We start from the raw sequence: 16,442 nt of genomic DNA, 5'->3' as shown, positions 1-16,442 counted from the left end.
CTGGAGCCGCCCCGTGACCGCACAGCTCACCGCCCTTGACGTCACCAAGTCCTACGACGGCCGCCCCGTCCTCGAATCCGTCACCTGTTCCGTCCCCGCCGGCGCCCGCCTGGGCATCGTCGGCGAGAACGGATCCGGGAAGTCCACGCTGCTCCGCCTCCTCGCCGGCGTCGAACGCCCCGACCGCGGCGAGGTCATCGCCCGCGCCGACGGCGGCATCGGCTACCTGGCCCAGGAGGAACACCTCCCGCCCCACCTCACCGTCCAGCAGGTGATCGACCGGTCGCTCGGCGAACTGCGCGCCATGGAAGGGGACATGCGCCGCCTGGAGGCCCGGATGGCCGACTCGGGCGACGGCCCCGCCGTGCTCGCCGCGTACGCCGACCTCCTCACCGCCTTCGAGCTGCGCGGGGGGTACGAGGCCGACGCCCGCCTCGAACGCGCCCTGCACGGCCTCGGATTGACCGCACTGGAGCGCCACCGCACCGTGGCCGGGCTCTCCGGCGGCGAACGGGTCCGCCTGCGCCTCGCCTCCCTCCTGGCCGCCGCACCCGAGGTGTTGCTGCTCGACGAACCGACGAACCACCTCGACGCCTCCGCCCTCGCCTGGCTCGAAGACCACCTGCGCAGCCGGCGCGGGACCACGGTCGCCGTCTCCCACGACCGCGTCTTCCTCGAACGGGTCACCACCGCACTGCTGGAGGTCGACGGCGACCTGCACACCGCCACCCGCTACGGCACCGGCTACCCGGGCTACCTCGCCGAGCGGGCCGCCGAGCGGCAGCGCCGGGTCCGGGCGCACCGCGAGTGGCAGGCCGACGTGGCGCGGCTGCGCGACACGGCCGCGACCACCGCCCGCCGCGTCGCTCCGGGCAGGGCCATGAAGGACGGCAACAAGATGGCCTACGACCGGGCCGCCGGCCGGGTGCAGCAGTCCCTGGCCGGCCGGGTCCGCAACGCCGAGGAGCGGTTGGCGCGGCTGCTCGCACGACCCGTGCCGGCCCCGCCGCCGCCGTTGCACTTCACGCCCTCCCTGCACGCCGCCGCCCGGCCCGGTGCGCTGCTGCGGGCCGACGGCGTACGGGTGGACGGCCGCCTCCGGCCCGTGACCTGGCCCTGTCGGCCGGCGACCGGCTGCTGGTCACGGGCCCGAACGGCGCCGGCAAGACCACCCTGCTCGGCGTCCTCGCCGGTGCCGCGGCCCCCGACCGCGGGCAGGTGGTCCGGCGCGGGCGGATCGGCCTACTTGCACAGCAGCCGCGGTCGGGGCCCCCCGGGCGCACCCTGCTCGCCGCGTACGCCCACGGGCGCGCCGGCACCGCCGAGGAGCATGCCGAACGGCTGCTGGCCCTGGGCCTGTTCGGGCGCGAACGGCTGCACGTTCCGGTCGCGGCGCTGTCCGCCGGGCAGCGGCAGCGGCTGGCCCTGGCCCGGCTCGTCACCGAACCGGCGGACGTCCTGCTGCTGGACGAGCCGACGAACCACCTCTCCCCCGCCCTCGCGGAGGAACTGGAGGCGGCGCTGGTCGACTTCGCCGGTGCGGTGGTCGTCGTCAGCCACGACCGCCGGCTGCGCGCACACTGGCGGGGCGCCCGCCTGGATCTCGCGCCCGCCGCCCCAGCAGCCGTCGCCACGACGTCCGCCGCCACGACGGCCGTCACCACCGCCGCCGTCGCCGCCTGACCCCGCGCACCCGCCCCGGACGAAAGGAACCCCTCCCCCGCATGCCTGCCCCGCAGATCCACAGCTTCCCCGTGTCCGACCCCGCCTCCGGCCCGTACGCACTCGCGGCCGGCCCCGACGGCGCGCTCTGGTGCACCCTCGTGCACACCGGCCGCATCGCCCGCCTGACCCCCGACGGCCGGATCGACGAACACGCCCTGGACTCCGCCGACTGCGGGCCCGCGCACATCACGCCGGGGCCCGACGGGGCCCTGTGGTTCACCCGCATGCGGGACGACCGCATCGGCCGCATCGACACCTCCGGGCACGCCCGCTCCTACCCCCTCCCCCGCACCACCGCCGGGAGCGGGGCCACCCCGTACGGCATCGCGCCGGGACCCGACGGCGCCCTCTGGTACACGCGGGCCGGCGCCGACCGGATCGGACGGATCACCCCCGACGGCGACGTGGAAGAGTTCCCGCTGCCCTGCACCGGCGGCTTCCCGGCCTTCATCACCGCGGCCGCGGACGGCGCCCTCTGGTTCACCCTGAACCGGGCCGGCGCGCTCGGCCGCATCACGGTCGACGGTCGGACCACGCTGTACCCGCTGCCCGATCCGGAGTGCGGACCGGTGGGCCTGACGGTCGGCTCCGACGATGCGCTGTGGTTCACCGAGATCACGGCGGGCCGTGTCGGCCGGATCACCCCCGACGGCGGGATCACCGAGTTCCCGCTGCCCGATCCGGGCTGCCGCCCGCACGCCATCACGGCCGGCCCCGACGGCGCCTGCTGGTTCACCCAGTGGGCCACGGGCCGGGTGGCCTCCCTCTCCCCCGACGGGCGGGTCACCGAGATCCCGCTGCCGCAGCCCGGCAGCGAGCCGCACGGCCTCGCCTTCGGACCCGACGGCGCCCTCTACACGGCACTGGAGCACGGTGCGATCGCCCGCGTCGTCACACCGGCCGGGTCCGCCGCCCCCGACTGCGCGCACCGCCCGCCCGGCCTACGCTGATCAGGTGACACGTTCCGCTCCGGAGGTGAGGCGATGTCCGGGTTCCGGAGGGCGGCCGCCGTCCTGGCCGCAGGTGCGGCGAGCACGCTGCTGGCGGGCTTCGCGGCACCGACCGGCAACGGTGTCGAGGACCAGAGCGCACAGGTGATCGTCAAACGGGCGCGTGCCGAACTGGCCGGCGCCCGCTCGGTGCACATGGTGGCGAAGGTCCAGGACAAGGCGGGGGCCACCACCTTGGACCTGCACCTCGACGTCAAGGGCAACTGCGTCGGCAGCGTCGCGCTGCCCAAGGGCGGCGGCCGGGCCGAGATGGTCAAGCGCGGGCAGGACGTCTGGCTGAAGCCGGACACGGCCTTCCTCATGTCGCAGGTCCCGGGGTCGGCCGGGGAGGACGCCGCGGCCCTGATCAACAACCGCTGGATCCACGGCAGCGCCGAGAACGCCCTGTTGCGGGGCCTCACCCAGGTGTGCGACCTGGCCGAATTCCAGCGGACGTACGCCGCGCGGCCCGCCTCGGAGAGCCTGACGAAGGGCGGGACGACCACCGTCGACGGAGATGCGGCGATCACGGTCACCGGACGCGACGGCGCCGACACCGCCACCTACTACGTGGCCACCGAGGGCAAGCCGTACCTGCTCCGGGTCGAGGGCGTCGAGAACGGCCAGCGGGGCCGCGCCGACTTCTCCGACTACAACGAGCCGGTGCCGGCCAGGACGCCGCCGCCGGAGAAGTCCGTGGACCTGTCCGACCTCCGCTGACGGAGCACCGCTCAGCCGTCGGCGCCCCACCGCCAGACCAACTCGCCGCCCTCGGGGACCGCGGCCCAACGGGCGGCGGCCGCGTCCAGGCGGGGGCCCGTGCGGGCCAGGGCGTCCGGGCCGAGCGGCGGGCGGCCCACTCCCCGGCCCTGCGTGGACAGACCCCGCCACACCCGGTACGCCCAGTTCACGGAGAGCTCGGCGGCCAGCACCGCGTCGCCGCCCCGGCGCAGCACCTTCAGGCCGGACCGGCGGTGCCGGCCCGGTGCGGTCGTCTCGAAGCCCTGGAACGTGGCCCCGCGGGCCATCGCGCCCCAGAACCCGTCGTCGATGCCGAGGGCGGTCTCGACGACGGCGTGCACCAGGTCGTGCGGCATCGTGGGGCCGGTCGGCCCGGCGGGCAGCCTGACGTCCGGGCCCTTGCGGGCACGGACGAGGATCTCGTGCTGGTTGTCCGGCAGCTTCCGGAAGGACATCTCCATCGCGAGGGAGGGTAGGACAGCGGCGCCGGCCCGGCCAACGGAATTCCGGTCAACCGCGGGGCGGGCGGGTGGCGGTGACGACGTAGTAGTCGATGATGCGGCGGTCGTACGCCCGGAAGAAGTTCCGCGGCCAGGTGCCCGGGGCCCACAGGCGGGCCAGCCAGGTGTCCCAGCCCGGCCAGACCGCCGGGCCGATCGACCGGGCCCGGGCGTCCGCGAGGCCGGCCGCGCCGAGCGCGTCGGTGAGTTCTGCCACCGGGCGGGCGATGTCCAGGCCGGTCTCGAACGTGTGCAGGAGCCCGGCGAGTTCGGCCGGGCGGTGGGGCGCGTCGTCCACGGTGAAGAAGCTGGCGACGGCCACCCGGCCGCCGGGCCGCAGCACCCGCGCCGTCTCGGCGGCGAAGGCGGCCAGGTCCGGGAAGTGCTGGGCGGCTTCGACGCTCACCACGGCGTCGAACTCGCCACCCTCGAACGGCATCCGCTCGGCGGCTCCCCGGGCGAACCGCAGCCTCCCGGGTTCCGCGCGCAGCAGCCCGGCGTGCGCGTCACGCGCCCGCTCCAGCTGCTGCGGGTGGATGTCCATGCCGGTGACGCCGGCGGGCCCGTACTCGCCGAGGGCGAGCGCGCAGCCCATCCCGAGCCCGCAGCCCACCTCGAGGACCCGCAGGCCCGCGAGCGGTCCGGCGGCCTCCAGGACCTGCCGGTACAGGTCCTGCTGGCTGCGGATCCGCTCGGGCTCGCCGAGCGGGGCGGCCAGGTCGATCCCGTTCCAGTAGCCGAAGTTGATGAACCCTCCGGCGAAGACGGACTCCCGGCTCAGGTCCGCCGGACCGTACGTCTCCTCGACCGCCGGCCGCATGACCGGGTAGGACTCCTGGGCACCGTGGGCCACGATGTGACACCTCCTGGAACGCACTGCGTCGCGCCGACCCCGCCAGTCTGGCACCCCCGGGCCGGCGCGCGGGCGGCTCTCGGCGTCAGTCGGCCATCGCGGAAGCGGTCGCCGCGGCCCCGGCGGTGCGGGTTCCGGCCGAGGCCATGCCGAGCCAGGTGTGCGGATTGCCCTCCCAGCACCAGCCGAGCTTCGGCGCCCGTCGGCTGATCCAGATGGCCGGAACCCTGCGGTCGCCGCTGCGCGAACCGCCGAGCGAGAAGCACTTGTTCGTGACGAGGAGCTGCGGGAAGTGGGTGACGAGCGCGATGCCCTCCTCGATGGTGAGGGGGGTCCGGCCCCGGCCGGCGATGACGTCCATGGCGTCCCGGGGCACGGCCCCGCAGAACTCCTCGCCGCGTTCGACGTCGCACAACAGGTAGGCGTCGCCCTCCGGGAGGGCGGTCGCGGGGGTGGCGGTGAACCGTTCCAGCGCGCCGGGTTCGAAGGAGTGGTCGACGAAGCCGGGCAGCCGGCCGCGGTGCAGGGTGGTGCGGGGCATCGTCTCCTCGATCGGTGCCGCGCCGCGGGTGACCACCAGCAGGAACGGCACCCGGCCGGCCTCCGGGTCGTACGCCCCGGCCGGGACCGCTGCGGCGTGCTCGCGCAGCGGGGCGACGAGGGCGGCGAACCGCGCGGGGTCCAGGCCGGGCATCGTCGGGTAGCCGAGGTCGGTCAGGGTGCGGACCTGGCGGTCGAACTCGACTGCACCGTCGAAGGGGGGCTGGGTCAAGGGTGTCCTCACATCCGGTAGATCCAGAACCTGATTTGCGACGGTCGTAAACTTATTCCGGACGCATTTTGAAAGTCAAGGGAAAAGTAGGACGGTCATATTTATGTCGCAGGAGGAGCAGGGCGATGTCGTCCTTGCGGGGCGCGGCGTGCCGGGCGTGCCCGATGAGGTTGTCCGCCACCAGGTCCAGGGAGGCGTGCCGCGGCGTCCGGGTGAGGCGTGCCGCCGTCTCGCCGATGGCGTCCCCGATGTCCCGCCCCGGGGTTTCGACCAGCCCGTCGGTGTACAGGGCGAGGAGGGCGCCGGGCGCGAAGGGGACCTCGGTCGCGGTGTACGCGGTGTCGGGGTCGATGCCGAGCAGCAGCCCGGGCGGCAGTTCGAGCACCGTGGTCGAGCCGTCCGCGCGGCGCAGCAGCGGCGGCGGGTGGCCCGCGGTGGCCAGGCTGGCCCGTCGGCGGGTGAAGTCGATGTGGACGTACAGGCAGCTCGTGAACAGGCCCGGCTCCAGATCGGTCAGCAGCCGGTTGGTCCGGGCGAGGACCTCGGCCGGCGGGGCCCCGGCGGTGGCGTGGACGGCGGTGCGGACCTGGCCCATCAGGGCGGCGGCGTTGACGTTGTGGCCCTGGACGTCGCCGATGGCGGCGGCGACCGTGGAGTCGTCGATGCGGATCAGGTCGTAGAAGTCGCCGCCGATGTCGAGGCCCTGCGCCGCGGGCAGGTAGCGGGCCGCCACCTCCAGTCCGGGGACCTGCGGCAGGACCCGCGGCAGCAGGCCGGTCTGCAGGCTGCGGGCCAGTTGGTGGGTGGAGTCGTACAGCCGGGCCCGCTCCAGGGCCTGGGCGATCAGCCCGGCGATGGCGGTCAGGATGGCCCGCTCACCGGGGGCGAACGCACGCGGGTGCGAGTAGCCGAGGACCAGGGACCCGACGGGACGGCCGGAGGCGATCAGGGGCAGGAAGGCCCAGGCGGCCATGCCGTCCAGGACCATGGTCGCGGGATAGGCGGCCAGCAGCTCGTCCGGACTGCCGAAGAACAGCGGATTGCCGGTGCGGAGCACGTGGGCGCGCGCGGTGTCGGCGGAGACGGGGGCCCCGTCGAAGCGGGCCATGAGCTCGGCCGTGTAGCCGCGGTAGCCGACGATGCGCAGGCGCTGCTCCTCCTCGACCAGCAGGGCCATGGCATGGGCGCCGAGCGCCGGGACGAGCTGGTCGGCGGCCTTGTCGACGACGTCCTGGGCGTGGGCGGCCTCGGTGAGGATGGCCGCCAGGTGGATCAGCTGGTAGAGGGCGTGGGCGCGGCTGGGCGAGGGCGCCGCCTCGGCGGCCGGGGGCGGGGCCGCGGAGGGCGCCGGCTCCTCCGCGGCCCGGGTGATGCGGACGCTGAGCCCGCTGGCGTCCGGGTAGAGGTCGAAGCGCAGGCGGCGGCCGTCCGGGGGGTCCGCGAGGAAGCTCCGCGGCATCCGGCTGATCATGGCCGCCCGGTAGTGGTCCTCGACGGTGGGGTTGTCCATCCAGGGCAGCGCCTCCCATGGGAGGGAGCCGATCAGCCGTGAGACGGGCTCCCCGAGCAGGTCCGCGGCCCGCTCGGTGATGAAGGTGATCTTCCCGTTCAGGTCGAGGGCGCAGCTGCCCCCCGGCAGGCGCCGGATGAAGCCCAGGCCCGCCGCCGCCTCCGCGGGTCCGGGGGTGGGCGGCGGACGCGGCGCCAGGATGACCGGGTGGGCCTCCGGCTGGATGGCGCGCCCTTCGTCGGCGGCCCGGCGCAGGATGCCGGCCAGGCGCCGCGCGCCCGATTCGAGTACCTGCCGCTCCTTGTCGCCGAGGTCCGGCCCGTGCGAGCCGGGCCACAGCATCACCAGCCCCGAGCCCGTGGGCCGCTCCGCGGCCGTGCGGGAGGCGTCCAGCGGGGTGGCGGCGAGGGCGAAGCGGTACGGGACGACCAGGCCGACCCGCGGGTAACGGCGGGCCGTGTCCTCCAGACCGCCCAGCCAGACGAGGCGGTGTTCGCGGACGGCGTCCGCCACCGGGACCGGGTCGTTGATGCCCACGCGGGCCCAGGGGACCGCGAACTCGCGGGCCACGCCGACGGTCACCGCCAGTTGCAGCACCCGCCCGCTGGGTTCGGGCAGGTAGAGCATGCCGATGGACGCATTGGCCTCGGCGCAGGTCTCGACCAGCGCCTCTTCCATCAGCCGGTGGCCGGCACCCCGCTCCTGTACCGGTTTGTCTCCCACGTGACCATGGTCGCCCCGGACCCAGCCGCGCGCTCGGCCCGGCCTGCCGCGCCGCGGGGCGGGGCCGCCCGCCCCGCCCCGCGCCCGGGCACGGACCGTCGGCGGCCGGACACGGACCGGAACGGCTCGGCGGGGGCGGGGCCGGGATCCGGTCCGCCGGACCGTCTAGCGGGCGGCTGCGAAGGCCTTCGTGAAGGCGAGCGGGGCCTGCACGATGGACGAGCAGGTGGCGTCGGCCTGGTTCTTGGCGCCGCCGGCGCACTGCTTGTCGCGGGCCCCCGACCACATGGAGAGCCAGCCCAGGCCCTTGCTGCGGGCGAAGTCGGCCAGCTGGGTGGCGTCCTCGACCGTGAACACCTCGCTGGCCACGTCGTTGACGCCGATCATCGGGGTCACGGCGACCGTCTTCCAGGCCTCGGCGTCGGAGAGCCCGAGGACGCCCTTGATCTGGGCCTGGGTCGCGGTCGCGGCCTGGATCGCGTAGCCTCCCATGTCGCCGCTGTACGCCGGCCCGTAGTCCATCGCCATCACGTTGACGGCGGCGATGGCCACGCCGTTGCGCTTGGCGTTGGCGATCAGGTCCACGCCCGGCTGGGTGAGGCCCTCGGGCATGACGGGCAGGGTGAAGGACACGTCGAGGCCCGGGTGCTTCTTCTGGAGCATCGCGATGGCCTGGGCGCGCCGGGTGTTCGCGGCGGTGTCGGGCAGGGCCGCGCCCTCGATGTCGAAGTCGGCCTTGGTCAGCCCGTAGGCGTCGATGACCTTGCCGTACGCGGCCGCCAGGTCCGCGGCCGAGGAGCAGGCCAGGGCGAGCTCGGAGCCGGCGGCGCCGCCGAAGGACACCCGGACGTCGCCGCCCTTGGCGCGCAGGGCCTGGATCTGGGAGGCGACGTGGTCGGAGCCGAGGGCGGTGACGCCGCCCCACAGCGGGTTGCAGCCGCCCCCGGAGGTGACGAAGGCCAGGTTGAACTCCTTCACGCCGGTCTGGTCGGCGGTGCCGACCAGGTCGAAGGCGGGGTAGAGCGAGGTGTCCACGTACGGGGCGAACGGGGCCGCCTTCGCGGTGCCGCCGGGACGGGTCGCGGTGGCGGTGGGCTTCGGGCCGGCGGTGGCGGTGGCGGTGGCGGTTGCCGTGGCGGTGGGGGTGGGGGCGGTCGTGGGGTGGGCGGTGGCGGTGGGGCTGGGGGCGGTGGTGGGGCGGCCCGTGGGGAGGGGGGTGGGGCCGGAACCGGGCGAGCACTTCTCCTTGTTGATGAGGCAGCCGGTCGGGTTGGCGGGGGCGCCGCCCTTGGAAGCGGTGACGAAGCCGACGGTGGCGGAGGCCCCCGGCGCTATGCCGGCGGTGTCCCATCGGGGCGGCTTGACGGTGACGCGGCCGCCGCTGACGGTCTGTTCGCCGTTCCACAGCGAGGACAGGCTGGTACCCGCGGGCAGGTCGAACTCCAGGGTCCAGTCCTTCAGCGGCTGGCTGCCGGTGTTGGTGATGACGTACTGGCCCGTGTAGCCGGAGTCCCAGCTGCTGGACCGGGTGAAGGCGGCGCCCACGGAGGCCGCCTGGGCGGTGCCGGTGAGGACGATCGCGGTTCCGGCGACGGCCGCCGTCAGGGCGAGCGCTCCGGCCGCCTTCGCCTTGGTGCCGGCGGTGCGGCGGTGTGCGTTCCTGGTCATGACTGCCTGCCTCATCGGTGCGGGGAGGGGGACGGGGCAGCACGCTAGCGATCCCGAATCGGACAAAACGTCAGTTCGAGCGCTCGGGCCCGGATCTTGAGGCCCCCTTAAGGAAGGGATCGGCCGGGGTTAACGACCGCCCTCCGGACGCCCGCGCAGGTTCGGGTCCGGGACCCGCGGCGGCCGACCGCGGCCCCGCCCGGTGCAGTACCGCCGCGCGGACGTCTGCGGCCGTGGTGCGCGGGGAAGGGGTGGTTCGGTCGGGCCATGACGGAGCGGGAAGGGAGAGTGCGGTGCACGGAGACGAGGAGCGGTCCGCGGCGCGGGACGGACAGCGGCCGGGGACGGTGTCCGCGGCCGAGCTGTTCGACGGTCTGGGGGTCGACTACGAGCGGGCCTTCGGACGGCTGCCGGCCCAGCTGGCCGCGGTGGACTGGCTGTCCGCGCGACTGGCCCCGGGGGCGCGCGTCCTGGACGTCGGCAGCGGGACCGGACGGCCCGTCGCCGACCGGCTGGTCCGCGCCGGCTGTGACGTGACGGGCATCGACGTGTCCGGGGCGATGGTCGGGCTGGCCCGGGCCCAGGTGCCCGGGGCGCGGTTCGAGCAGTGCGACGTACGCGAGTTCGGTGCGCCGGAGGGGAGCTTCGACGCCGTCTGCGCCTTCTTCCCGCTGCTGATGATGAGCCGGGCGGAGGCGTCGGCGGCGTTGGAGCGGATGGCCGGCTGGCTGGCGCCCGGAGGGTACCTCGTGTCGGCCACCGTGCCGGCCGACGTCGACGGCATCGAGATCGAGTGGATGGGGCGCCGGGTCGAGGTCTCCAGCTTCTCGGCCGAGGAGTACCTGCGCAGGCTCCGCGAGGACTGCGGGCTGGAAGTCCTCCACCACGCGGTCTCGGTGTTCGAGCCGGAGGGGGAACTCGCCGCCCCCGAGGAGCACCTGTTCTGCTACGCCCGGCGCCCTGCCGCCCCGCGCTGAGCGGCCGCCCGGCGACGGGCGCACGGCAGGGCCGGGCCCGGCCGAGCGGGAGCGGGGCACACGCACCCCCACACACCCACACACCCACGCGGCACGGCGGGGCGCCGGACCCCCGCCGTGCCGTTCGCGTTCCTCAGGTGTTCGCGGGGTCGGGCTCCACCTGCCGCAGTTCGGCGAGCAGTTCGTTCCGCCCGGCCAGCATCTCGGTGAGGATGCGGCGCGCCGCCCGCAGCAGGTCGGCGACTTCCACGCCGGCCAGGGCGTAGGTCACCGAGGACCCTTCGCGGGTGGACACCACGATGCCCGAGCGGCGAAGGACCGCCAGCTGCTGGGAGAGGTTCGACGGCTCGACGTCGATCTCGGCCAACAGGCTGCGGACCGGTTTCGGGCCGTCCTGCAGGAGTTCCAGCACGCGTATACGGACCGGGTGGCCGAGCATCCGAAAGAACTCCGCCTTGGCCTGGTACAGCGGCACCTGCATTCCCACGACGCTCCTGCTGCTCCTCGGTCCCGTTGCCATGTCCCGCGCATGCCCGCCACCGGACGACCTCCGTGTCCATCGTCCCGTCCTGTCGGCCCACGCGGAACCGAAGTTGACCGTTTTCGGATGTGCCGAGTTGAAGAAATTTGCAACTCATGGGCACGCGTGGGCCTGACGGAGCACTGCGTCTAGACCTCCAGATCCGCCTCGATGCGGCGCAACTGGTGACGGGCCATGGCCAGGTTGGAGCGGCCCTTGTCCAGCACGAGGTAGAGGAACAGACCGGATCCGCTGCGGCTCTTCAACACCCGGATCAGGTGGTACTGGTTCCCGAGGGTGATCAGCAGGTCCTCGATCTCGTCCTGGAGACCCAGCATCTCCATGGTGCGGACCTTGGCCCGGATGACGTCCGTGTTGCCCGCCGCGGCGACGCCGAGATCCAGGTCCTTGCTGCCCCCGAGCGTGCCGAGGGCCATTCCGCTGGTGTAGTCCACCAGGGCCACGCCCAGCACCCCGTCGATCGAGGTCATTGCTTCCTTCAGTGAAACTTCCACGTTGGCCATGGCCGTACCTCTCGTCCTGCGCTCTGCCGTTACCGGCACCGGATCTTCCGTAACGGGACGCTACCGAGCGGCGGCCGCCGAACGGGCGGAACCTCGGATTCGGCGCAAAATGATCGCCTGGCTCGGGGCGGCCGGCGCGGCCGGGACTGCTGTGGCGGCGGCACGGAGGGCGTCCCACGACGACGGACCTCACCGGAGGCCCGGCCCGGCGCGGGCCGGGAGGACCGCAGCGCAGGACCCGTCGAACGGAGGACGATTCTTTTCGGCCGGAGCGGCGACGACCGCAGGCCACACGGGCTATGCGGCAAGGGCGGCAGGCTCGTCGAGGTGCGCGGCGGCCGTGCGCCAGGCCTCCGTGACCGCGTGGTGCGCCTGCCGGGTCCGGGCGGAACCGTCCCCGCTCAGGTGGACGGGGGCGCCGACGTGGACGTGCAGGTCCGGGCGGCGCAGGGGGGCGGTGACGAGGCCCGCGACCTGCTTCGCGGCGCTCCCCGAGGTGACCCGGCGGGCGCCGGCCTGGCCGATCGGCACGACGGCGGCGCCGGTGCGTTCGGCGAGCCGGGACAGTCCGCTGCGGAAGGCCCCGGGCGCGGCCTCCGCGGCGTCCCGGCGCTCCGGGATGCCCCCTTCGGCGTACAGGAGGACCAGCCGGCCCTCCCGCAGGGCGGCCTCGGCGAGGTCGAGGGCGTCCGCGGCCCGCCGGGACCGGCGGTACACCGGGATGTGGCCCTCGCGGGCGAGGGAGCGCCCGAGGACGGGTACGCGCCAGAGCCCGGCGGCGGCCATGACGACGGGCTCCACGCCGAGGCGGCGCAGCGCGGCGAGGACGACGGCGGGGTCGGCGAGGGAGGTGTGGTTGGCGGCGAGCAGGCTGCCGGGCGCGAAGACGGCGTCGCGGTCCGCCGTCACGCGGAGGCGCCCGAACGCGGGCACGAGTACGTCGGCGAGGCGGCTGAGCATGGGGATCTCCCGTTCCGAGCGGTGGTGTTCACCATGGTCGGCGCCTGCTCGGCGGCTGACCTGAGCGTTCCTACTCAGGTCCGGGCGGGCACCGTACCCAGGCAACGCGCCGACGCCGTCCGCGGTCACCCCCACCCGGGCCGGGCGCCGCTGGCCGTTGCGGCCCGTCCCGGTGCGTCAGATCCAGGTGTGGTTGTGGTCGGTGACGGGCGGCAGTGCGGCATCGGTGACGGCCGCACGGGGGTCGGGGAGGGTCGCGAGGGCGGGCCCGACGGGTGGGAAGAGCGGCAGCGAGGCCGCCTCCCGGTAGTCGATCCACTGGACGACGCCGATGTCGTGGGTGCCGTCGGGGAGTTCGTCCGCCTCGTGTGCGGCGAGGCCGGCCCGTACCTCCGGGGTGATGTGGAAGCGGTGCAGCAGGTGGAGCTTGCGGGGCGGCGCAGTGGGTCCGGGCCGGGTGACCCGCTGGTCGACGACCCACATCAGGTCGCCGCCCTGGGCCAGGCGGACGTCGAGGGCGAGTTCCTCGGCGAGTTCCCGTTGCAGGGCCGCGGTGAAGTCCTCCCCGTCCTCGACGTTGCCGCCGGGCAGCGTGTAGAGGGCGGAGGTGGGGCGGTCCCGGCGGATCAGGGCCAGTTCGTCGCCGCAGAAGACGAGGGCTCCCGTACGCACCTTGATGCGCGCGAACGGGACGGGCGGCGGCGGGCCGTCGGAGAGGGGGCCTGCGGGGTTCACGGAAGGTGTCATGGCGTCAGTATCGGTTCACCGCCGGACAGGAGGACGGGCGGAGCCGGGTCCGCCCGCCGGGCACGGCCCCGTGCGGCGCACCGTGCCCGGCGGGCCGTGCGCAGGACGGGGCGGACCCCCTGCCCCGCCGACTGGAGCAGGGGATCCGGACGGTACTTCGCCCGGCGGGGGCCGTACGGATGCACCCGCGCGGGGTCCGGCCGACGCGCTCAGCCGGTGTCCTCCCGGGCCAGGGCGAGCGCGAGGTCCTGGAGGATCTGCTCCGTGCTCGCCTCCGGGTCGACGCTGTCGTGCGCGTCGGCGAGCGCGTCGAAGGCCAGGATGAACCCGTTCACCAGCGCGCTCAGCGGCTCCGACATCTGCTCGATCACCGCTTGGCCGACCTCCTGCGCCGTCGCGTCGGCCGGGACGGCGAACTGCGTCGGCACGACCTCCGCCAGCAGGTCGGAGACGAACGCCGTGTCGGCCCCCGAGCGCAGGGCGGTGAGCGCGGCGATGGCCTTCAGCTTGATCTCGTTCTCCGTCACCAGGCGAGCTTAGGGCGCGGACGGCCGGGCCGGGGCTAACCCGAGACCTTCCACAGGGTGAGGTTGCCCGAGAACGCCGGCGGGTCGACGGGGCTGCCGGTCTGCCGGACCTCGGTCAGCTCGAACCGGGCCAGGTTGCCGTCGGAGGTGACCGTGCACAGCACGTCGCCCTTGGCCAGTGGCGACGTCCGGGTGAGGGTGGTGTTGGGGATGTCGGTCGGCAGCGGCGCGGAATGCACCGCCTGCCGGCACACCTCCGGCGAGGGCCCGGGCGACTTCGCGAACGGGGTCTCGAACCTCAGGAACTGCGACAGGTACGACAGCTCGGCCTTCCTGTCGCCGATCAGGCCCTTCGGGTTCACCCTGCCCTCGTCCATGTCGACGGTGATGAACTGGCCGGGGGCGGGCGTGGGGACGGACAGCGTCCGGTCCTTGAAGACCTCGGTGTACTCCGGCTTCTTCACGGTCTTCGCGGTCTTGGAGGGACCTGGGGCCGGGGCGGCAGGGGCGCCGTCGCCCGGGTCGGTGCTCTGCCCGGAGGCGGCCTTGTCCGCCTTCCTGGAGCCCCGCTTCCCGTCCGTGCCCCCGGCGCCGTCCCCGGTGCCGGACAGCACCCAGGCCGTGCCCGCGACGGCCACGAGCAGGGCGGCGACCCCGGCGACCAGCGCCATCCGTCGGCCGCGGCCCGGCGCCGACACCGACGCCCCCGGCGGGGGGCCGGGACGGGCGGCCGGAGCGGGCGGCACCTGCGGCGGGCGCGGCGGCTGCTGCGGCGGGGCGGTCGGCCCGGCGCCGGGAACGCGGGTGGGGACGTACGCCGGGGCCGCCGCGGCGGGCGCGGCCGGCCGGGCCGGGTACTGCCGCAGCTCCGCCTCCCGGGCGGCGATCGCCCCCGCCCACGGCTCCGGAAGCCATCCGGCGAGGTCCCTGGCCGGGGCCGCGCCGAGGAGCTGCTCGCACATCCGGGCGAGTTGGGCGGGGGCCGGGCGGGCGGCGGGATCGGCGGCCAGCGCGGCCTCCAGTACGGGCCTCAGCCCGGCCTCGTACCCGGACAGGTCCGGGGGCCGGACCGCGGTGTTCGCGATCCGGGTGGCGACGGTCAGGGCGGCGCCGTCCCCGTACGGGTGGCGGCCGCCGGCGGCCACGGCGGCGATGAGGCCGAGGGAGAAGACGTCGGAGGCGGGGGTGAGGTCCTCGCCCGTGCCCTGTTCGGGGGACATGAACTGGGGCGTGCCGATGAATCCGCCGCTCCGGGTGAGCCGGGTGGACTCGGCCGCGCGGGCGATGCCGAAGTCGATCACCCAGGGCCCGTCGGCGGCCAGCATGATGTTGCCGGGCTTCAGGTCGCGGTGGACGATCCCGGCCGTGTGCACGGACTCCAGGGCCTGGGCCACGCACGCCACCAGCCGGAGTGCGGACCCGCGGGGCAGCGGGCCGTGGGCGGCGAGCGCCTCGTCCAGCGGGAGGCCGGGTATGTAGGTGCCGGCCAGCCAGGGCTGTTCGCCCTCGGTGTCGTGGTCGACGACGGGCACCAGGTGGTAGCCGCGGACCTGGCGGGCGGCCTGCACCTCGTGCCTGAAGCGGGTGCGGAACTCCGCGTCCCCCGCGTACTCGCGGCGGATCACCTTGATCGCGACCGGCTGGTTCCCGCGGGTGCGGGAGAGGTACACGGACCCCATGCCGCCCTCCCCGATGCGGGCCAGTAGCGCGTAGCCGGCGATCTCCTGCGGGTCGCCGGGCCCGAGGGGGCGTAATGCCAGGTGGTTCGCGAGGCTCATGAGTCCAACTCCCGTGCTCACCAGGGCCGACGATCGGCCGGACAGCAAGATCGGAATCCTAGCCGTCGTACGGGGGCGGGGTCCGCCCGATCGCCGGGGCGGCGGGTGGGGGCGGGCCCGGAGGGGGCAGTCCGGGGTGCGGAGCGGGCACGGCCGGGGTCTGCTGGATGCGACAGGTGTCCCGGATCATCCGAGAGGGCGGACTCGATGGCCGCACAGCCCGCAATCGTCCTGGTCCACGGTTTCTGGGGCGGCGCCGCCCACTGGGCCAAGGTGATCACCGAGCTGCACGCCCGCGGCCACGACTCGCTGCACGCCGTGGAGATCCCGCTGACCTCCCTCGCGGACGACGCCGAGCGGACCCGCAAGATGGTGCGCCAGGTGGACGGCCCGGTGGTGCTGGTCGGCCATTCGTACGGGGGCGCGGTCATCACGGAAGCCGGTGACCTGCCGAACGTGACGGGGCTGGTCTACGTCGCCGCGTTCGCCCCGGACGCGGGCGAGAGCCCGGGCGGGATCAGCGAGGAGATGCCCCCGGCGGCCTTCGGGAACATCGTCCCGGACTCCGACGGCTACCTGTGGATCGCGCAGGACAAGTTCCACGAGAGCTTCGCCCAGGACCTCCCGGCGGACGAGGCGCTGGTGATGGCGGTGACCCAGAAGGCGCCGCCGGCCTCTACGTTCGGCGACAGCGTCAGCGTGCCGGCCTGGCGGGCGAAGCCGTCCTGGTACCAGGTCTCGCTGAACGACAACATGATCCACCCCGACAACCAGCGGCGCATGGCCGATCGCATGAACCCGCGCAAGACCATCGAGCTGGACGCCGGCCACGCCTCCCTGGCCTCCCAGCCGCGCGCGGTGGCGGCCCTCATCGCGGACGCCGCCCACGCCGCCTGACCCCCTTCCGGCCCCTCCGGGAACGGACCGG

General features: G+C 74.7%; 15 protein-coding genes and 1 pseudogene. 5 read left to right on the top strand and 11 right to left on the bottom strand.

Annotation, left to right across the window (positions count from 1 at the left end; translation table 11 throughout):
- Positions 1-13 precede the first annotated feature (13 nt).
- The 3 genes and pseudogenes from ACZ4VL_RS10280 to ACZ4VL_RS10270 all read left to right on the top strand — a co-directional run bounded on the left by ACZ4VL_RS10280 (position 14) and on the right by ACZ4VL_RS10270 (position 3,434).
- A pseudogene (locus ACZ4VL_RS10280) lies at positions 14-1,683 on the top strand (ABC-F family ATP-binding cassette domain-containing protein).
- A gap of 41 nt (positions 1,684-1,724) precedes the next feature.
- Positions 1,725-2,675: a Vgb family protein gene (locus ACZ4VL_RS10275; RefSeq protein WP_468198065.1), complete on the top strand. Its 951-nt coding sequence runs from the start codon at positions 1,725-1,727 to the stop codon at positions 2,673-2,675.
- Between the two features lie 33 nt (positions 2,676-2,708).
- Entirely contained in the window at positions 2,709-3,434 is a 726-nt protein-coding gene (locus ACZ4VL_RS10270) for a LolA-like protein (RefSeq protein ID WP_468198063.1), read from the top strand.
- An 11-nt stretch (positions 3,435-3,445) separates the two neighbouring features.
- Here the strand turns inward: ACZ4VL_RS10270 and ACZ4VL_RS10265 are convergent, their stop codons facing one another.
- The 5 genes from ACZ4VL_RS10265 to ACZ4VL_RS10245 all read right to left on the bottom strand — a co-directional run bounded on the left by ACZ4VL_RS10265 (position 3,446) and on the right by ACZ4VL_RS10245 (position 9,481).
- Positions 3,446-3,916 carry a hypothetical protein gene (locus ACZ4VL_RS10265; RefSeq protein ID WP_468198061.1) on the bottom strand — a complete coding sequence of 157 codons (471 nt, stop codon included), beginning with the start codon at positions 3,914-3,916 and terminating at the stop codon, positions 3,446-3,448.
- 49 nt (positions 3,917-3,965) lie between these two features.
- Entirely contained in the window at positions 3,966-4,808 is an 843-nt protein-coding gene (locus ACZ4VL_RS10260; protein ID WP_468198058.1) for a class I SAM-dependent methyltransferase, read from the bottom strand.
- 85 nt (positions 4,809-4,893) lie between these two features.
- The gene (locus tag ACZ4VL_RS10255) at positions 4,894-5,580 is read right to left on the bottom strand and encodes a DUF5701 family protein (protein ID WP_468198056.1); all 687 of its coding nucleotides are present in this window, start codon (positions 5,578-5,580) and stop codon (positions 4,894-4,896) included.
- Between the two features lie 52 nt (positions 5,581-5,632).
- Positions 5,633-7,813: a SpoIIE family protein phosphatase gene (locus ACZ4VL_RS10250; RefSeq protein WP_468198054.1), complete on the bottom strand. Its 2,181-nt coding sequence runs from the start codon at positions 7,811-7,813 to the stop codon at positions 5,633-5,635.
- Positions 7,814-7,978: 165 nt separating this feature from the next.
- The gene (locus tag ACZ4VL_RS10245; protein ID WP_468198051.1) at positions 7,979-9,481 is read right to left on the bottom strand and encodes a glycoside hydrolase family 18 protein; all 1,503 of its coding nucleotides are present in this window, start codon (positions 9,479-9,481) and stop codon (positions 7,979-7,981) included.
- A 293-nt stretch (positions 9,482-9,774) separates the two neighbouring features.
- Between ACZ4VL_RS10245 and ACZ4VL_RS10240 the strand changes: the two genes are divergently transcribed.
- On the top strand, positions 9,775-10,458 hold the full coding sequence (locus tag ACZ4VL_RS10240; protein ID WP_468198049.1) for a class I SAM-dependent methyltransferase: 684 nt from the start codon (positions 9,775-9,777) through the stop codon (positions 10,456-10,458).
- A gap of 133 nt (positions 10,459-10,591) precedes the next feature.
- On the opposite strand, the gene ACZ4VL_RS10235 is transcribed toward ACZ4VL_RS10240, so the two are convergent.
- The 6 genes from ACZ4VL_RS10235 to ACZ4VL_RS10210 form a co-directional block, all read right to left on the bottom strand.
- The gene (locus ACZ4VL_RS10235) at positions 10,592-10,939 is read right to left on the bottom strand and encodes an ArsR/SmtB family transcription factor (RefSeq protein ID WP_360627250.1); all 348 of its coding nucleotides are present in this window, start codon (positions 10,937-10,939) and stop codon (positions 10,592-10,594) included.
- 188 nt (positions 10,940-11,127) lie between these two features.
- Positions 11,128-11,502, bottom strand: coding sequence for a hypothetical protein (locus tag ACZ4VL_RS10230; protein ID WP_360627210.1), 375 nt, complete (start codon positions 11,500-11,502; stop codon positions 11,128-11,130).
- A 297-nt stretch (positions 11,503-11,799) separates the two neighbouring features.
- Complete coding sequence (locus ACZ4VL_RS10225; protein WP_468198046.1) at positions 11,800-12,462, bottom strand: lysophospholipid acyltransferase family protein; 663 nt, start codon at positions 12,460-12,462, stop codon at positions 11,800-11,802.
- Between the two features lie 177 nt (positions 12,463-12,639).
- Entirely contained in the window at positions 12,640-13,209 is a 570-nt protein-coding gene (locus ACZ4VL_RS10220) for an NUDIX hydrolase (protein ID WP_468198044.1), read from the bottom strand.
- Positions 13,210-13,418: 209 nt separating this feature from the next.
- Positions 13,419-13,736 (bottom strand): hypothetical protein, encoded by a 318-nt coding sequence (locus ACZ4VL_RS10215; protein WP_361086793.1) that lies wholly within the window; start codon positions 13,734-13,736, stop codon positions 13,419-13,421.
- Positions 13,737-13,771: 35 nt separating this feature from the next.
- Positions 13,772-15,514 carry a serine/threonine-protein kinase gene (locus ACZ4VL_RS10210; protein WP_468198041.1) on the bottom strand — a complete coding sequence of 581 codons (1,743 nt, stop codon included), beginning with the start codon at positions 15,512-15,514 and terminating at the stop codon, positions 13,772-13,774.
- 207 nt (positions 15,515-15,721) lie between these two features.
- Here ACZ4VL_RS10210 and ACZ4VL_RS10205 point away from each other — a divergent pair, with 207 nt between their 5' ends.
- A complete protein-coding gene (locus ACZ4VL_RS10205; RefSeq protein WP_468198039.1) occupies positions 15,722-16,411 on the top strand; it encodes an alpha/beta hydrolase in 690 nt (229 codons plus the stop codon).
- Positions 16,412-16,442 lie beyond the last annotated feature (31 nt).

The sequence above is a fragment of the Streptomyces sp. NPDC029014 genome (assembly GCF_055564695.1).
This window is presented reverse-complemented; position numbering and strand designations above follow the sequence as displayed.

Coding starts and splice junctions, on each gene's coding strand:
- ACZ4VL_RS10265 (WP_468198061.1), bottom strand. CDS start 3,916: ATGGAGATGTCCTTCCGGAAGCTGCCGGACAACCAGCACGAGATCCTC.
- ACZ4VL_RS10210 (WP_468198041.1), bottom strand. CDS start 15,514: ATGAGCCTCGCGAACCACCTGGCATTACGCCCCCTCGGGCCCGGCGAC.
- ACZ4VL_RS10230 (WP_360627210.1), bottom strand. CDS start 11,502: ATGGCCAACGTGGAAGTTTCACTGAAGGAAGCAATGACCTCGATCGAC.
- ACZ4VL_RS10235 (WP_360627250.1), bottom strand. CDS start 10,939: ATGCAGGTGCCGCTGTACCAGGCCAAGGCGGAGTTCTTTCGGATGCTC.
- ACZ4VL_RS10245 (WP_468198051.1), bottom strand. CDS start 9,481: ATGACCAGGAACGCACACCGCCGCACCGCCGGCACCAAGGCGAAGGCG.
- ACZ4VL_RS10270 (WP_468198063.1), top strand. CDS start 2,709: ATGTCCGGGTTCCGGAGGGCGGCCGCCGTCCTGGCCGCAGGTGCGGCG.
- ACZ4VL_RS10225 (WP_468198046.1), bottom strand. CDS start 12,462: ATGCTCAGCCGCCTCGCCGACGTACTCGTGCCCGCGTTCGGGCGCCTC.
- ACZ4VL_RS10205 (WP_468198039.1), top strand. CDS start 15,722: ATGGCCGCACAGCCCGCAATCGTCCTGGTCCACGGTTTCTGGGGCGGC.
- ACZ4VL_RS10275 (WP_468198065.1), top strand. CDS start 1,725: ATGCCTGCCCCGCAGATCCACAGCTTCCCCGTGTCCGACCCCGCCTCC.
- ACZ4VL_RS10220 (WP_468198044.1), bottom strand. CDS start 13,209: ATGACACCTTCCGTGAACCCCGCAGGCCCCCTCTCCGACGGCCCGCCG.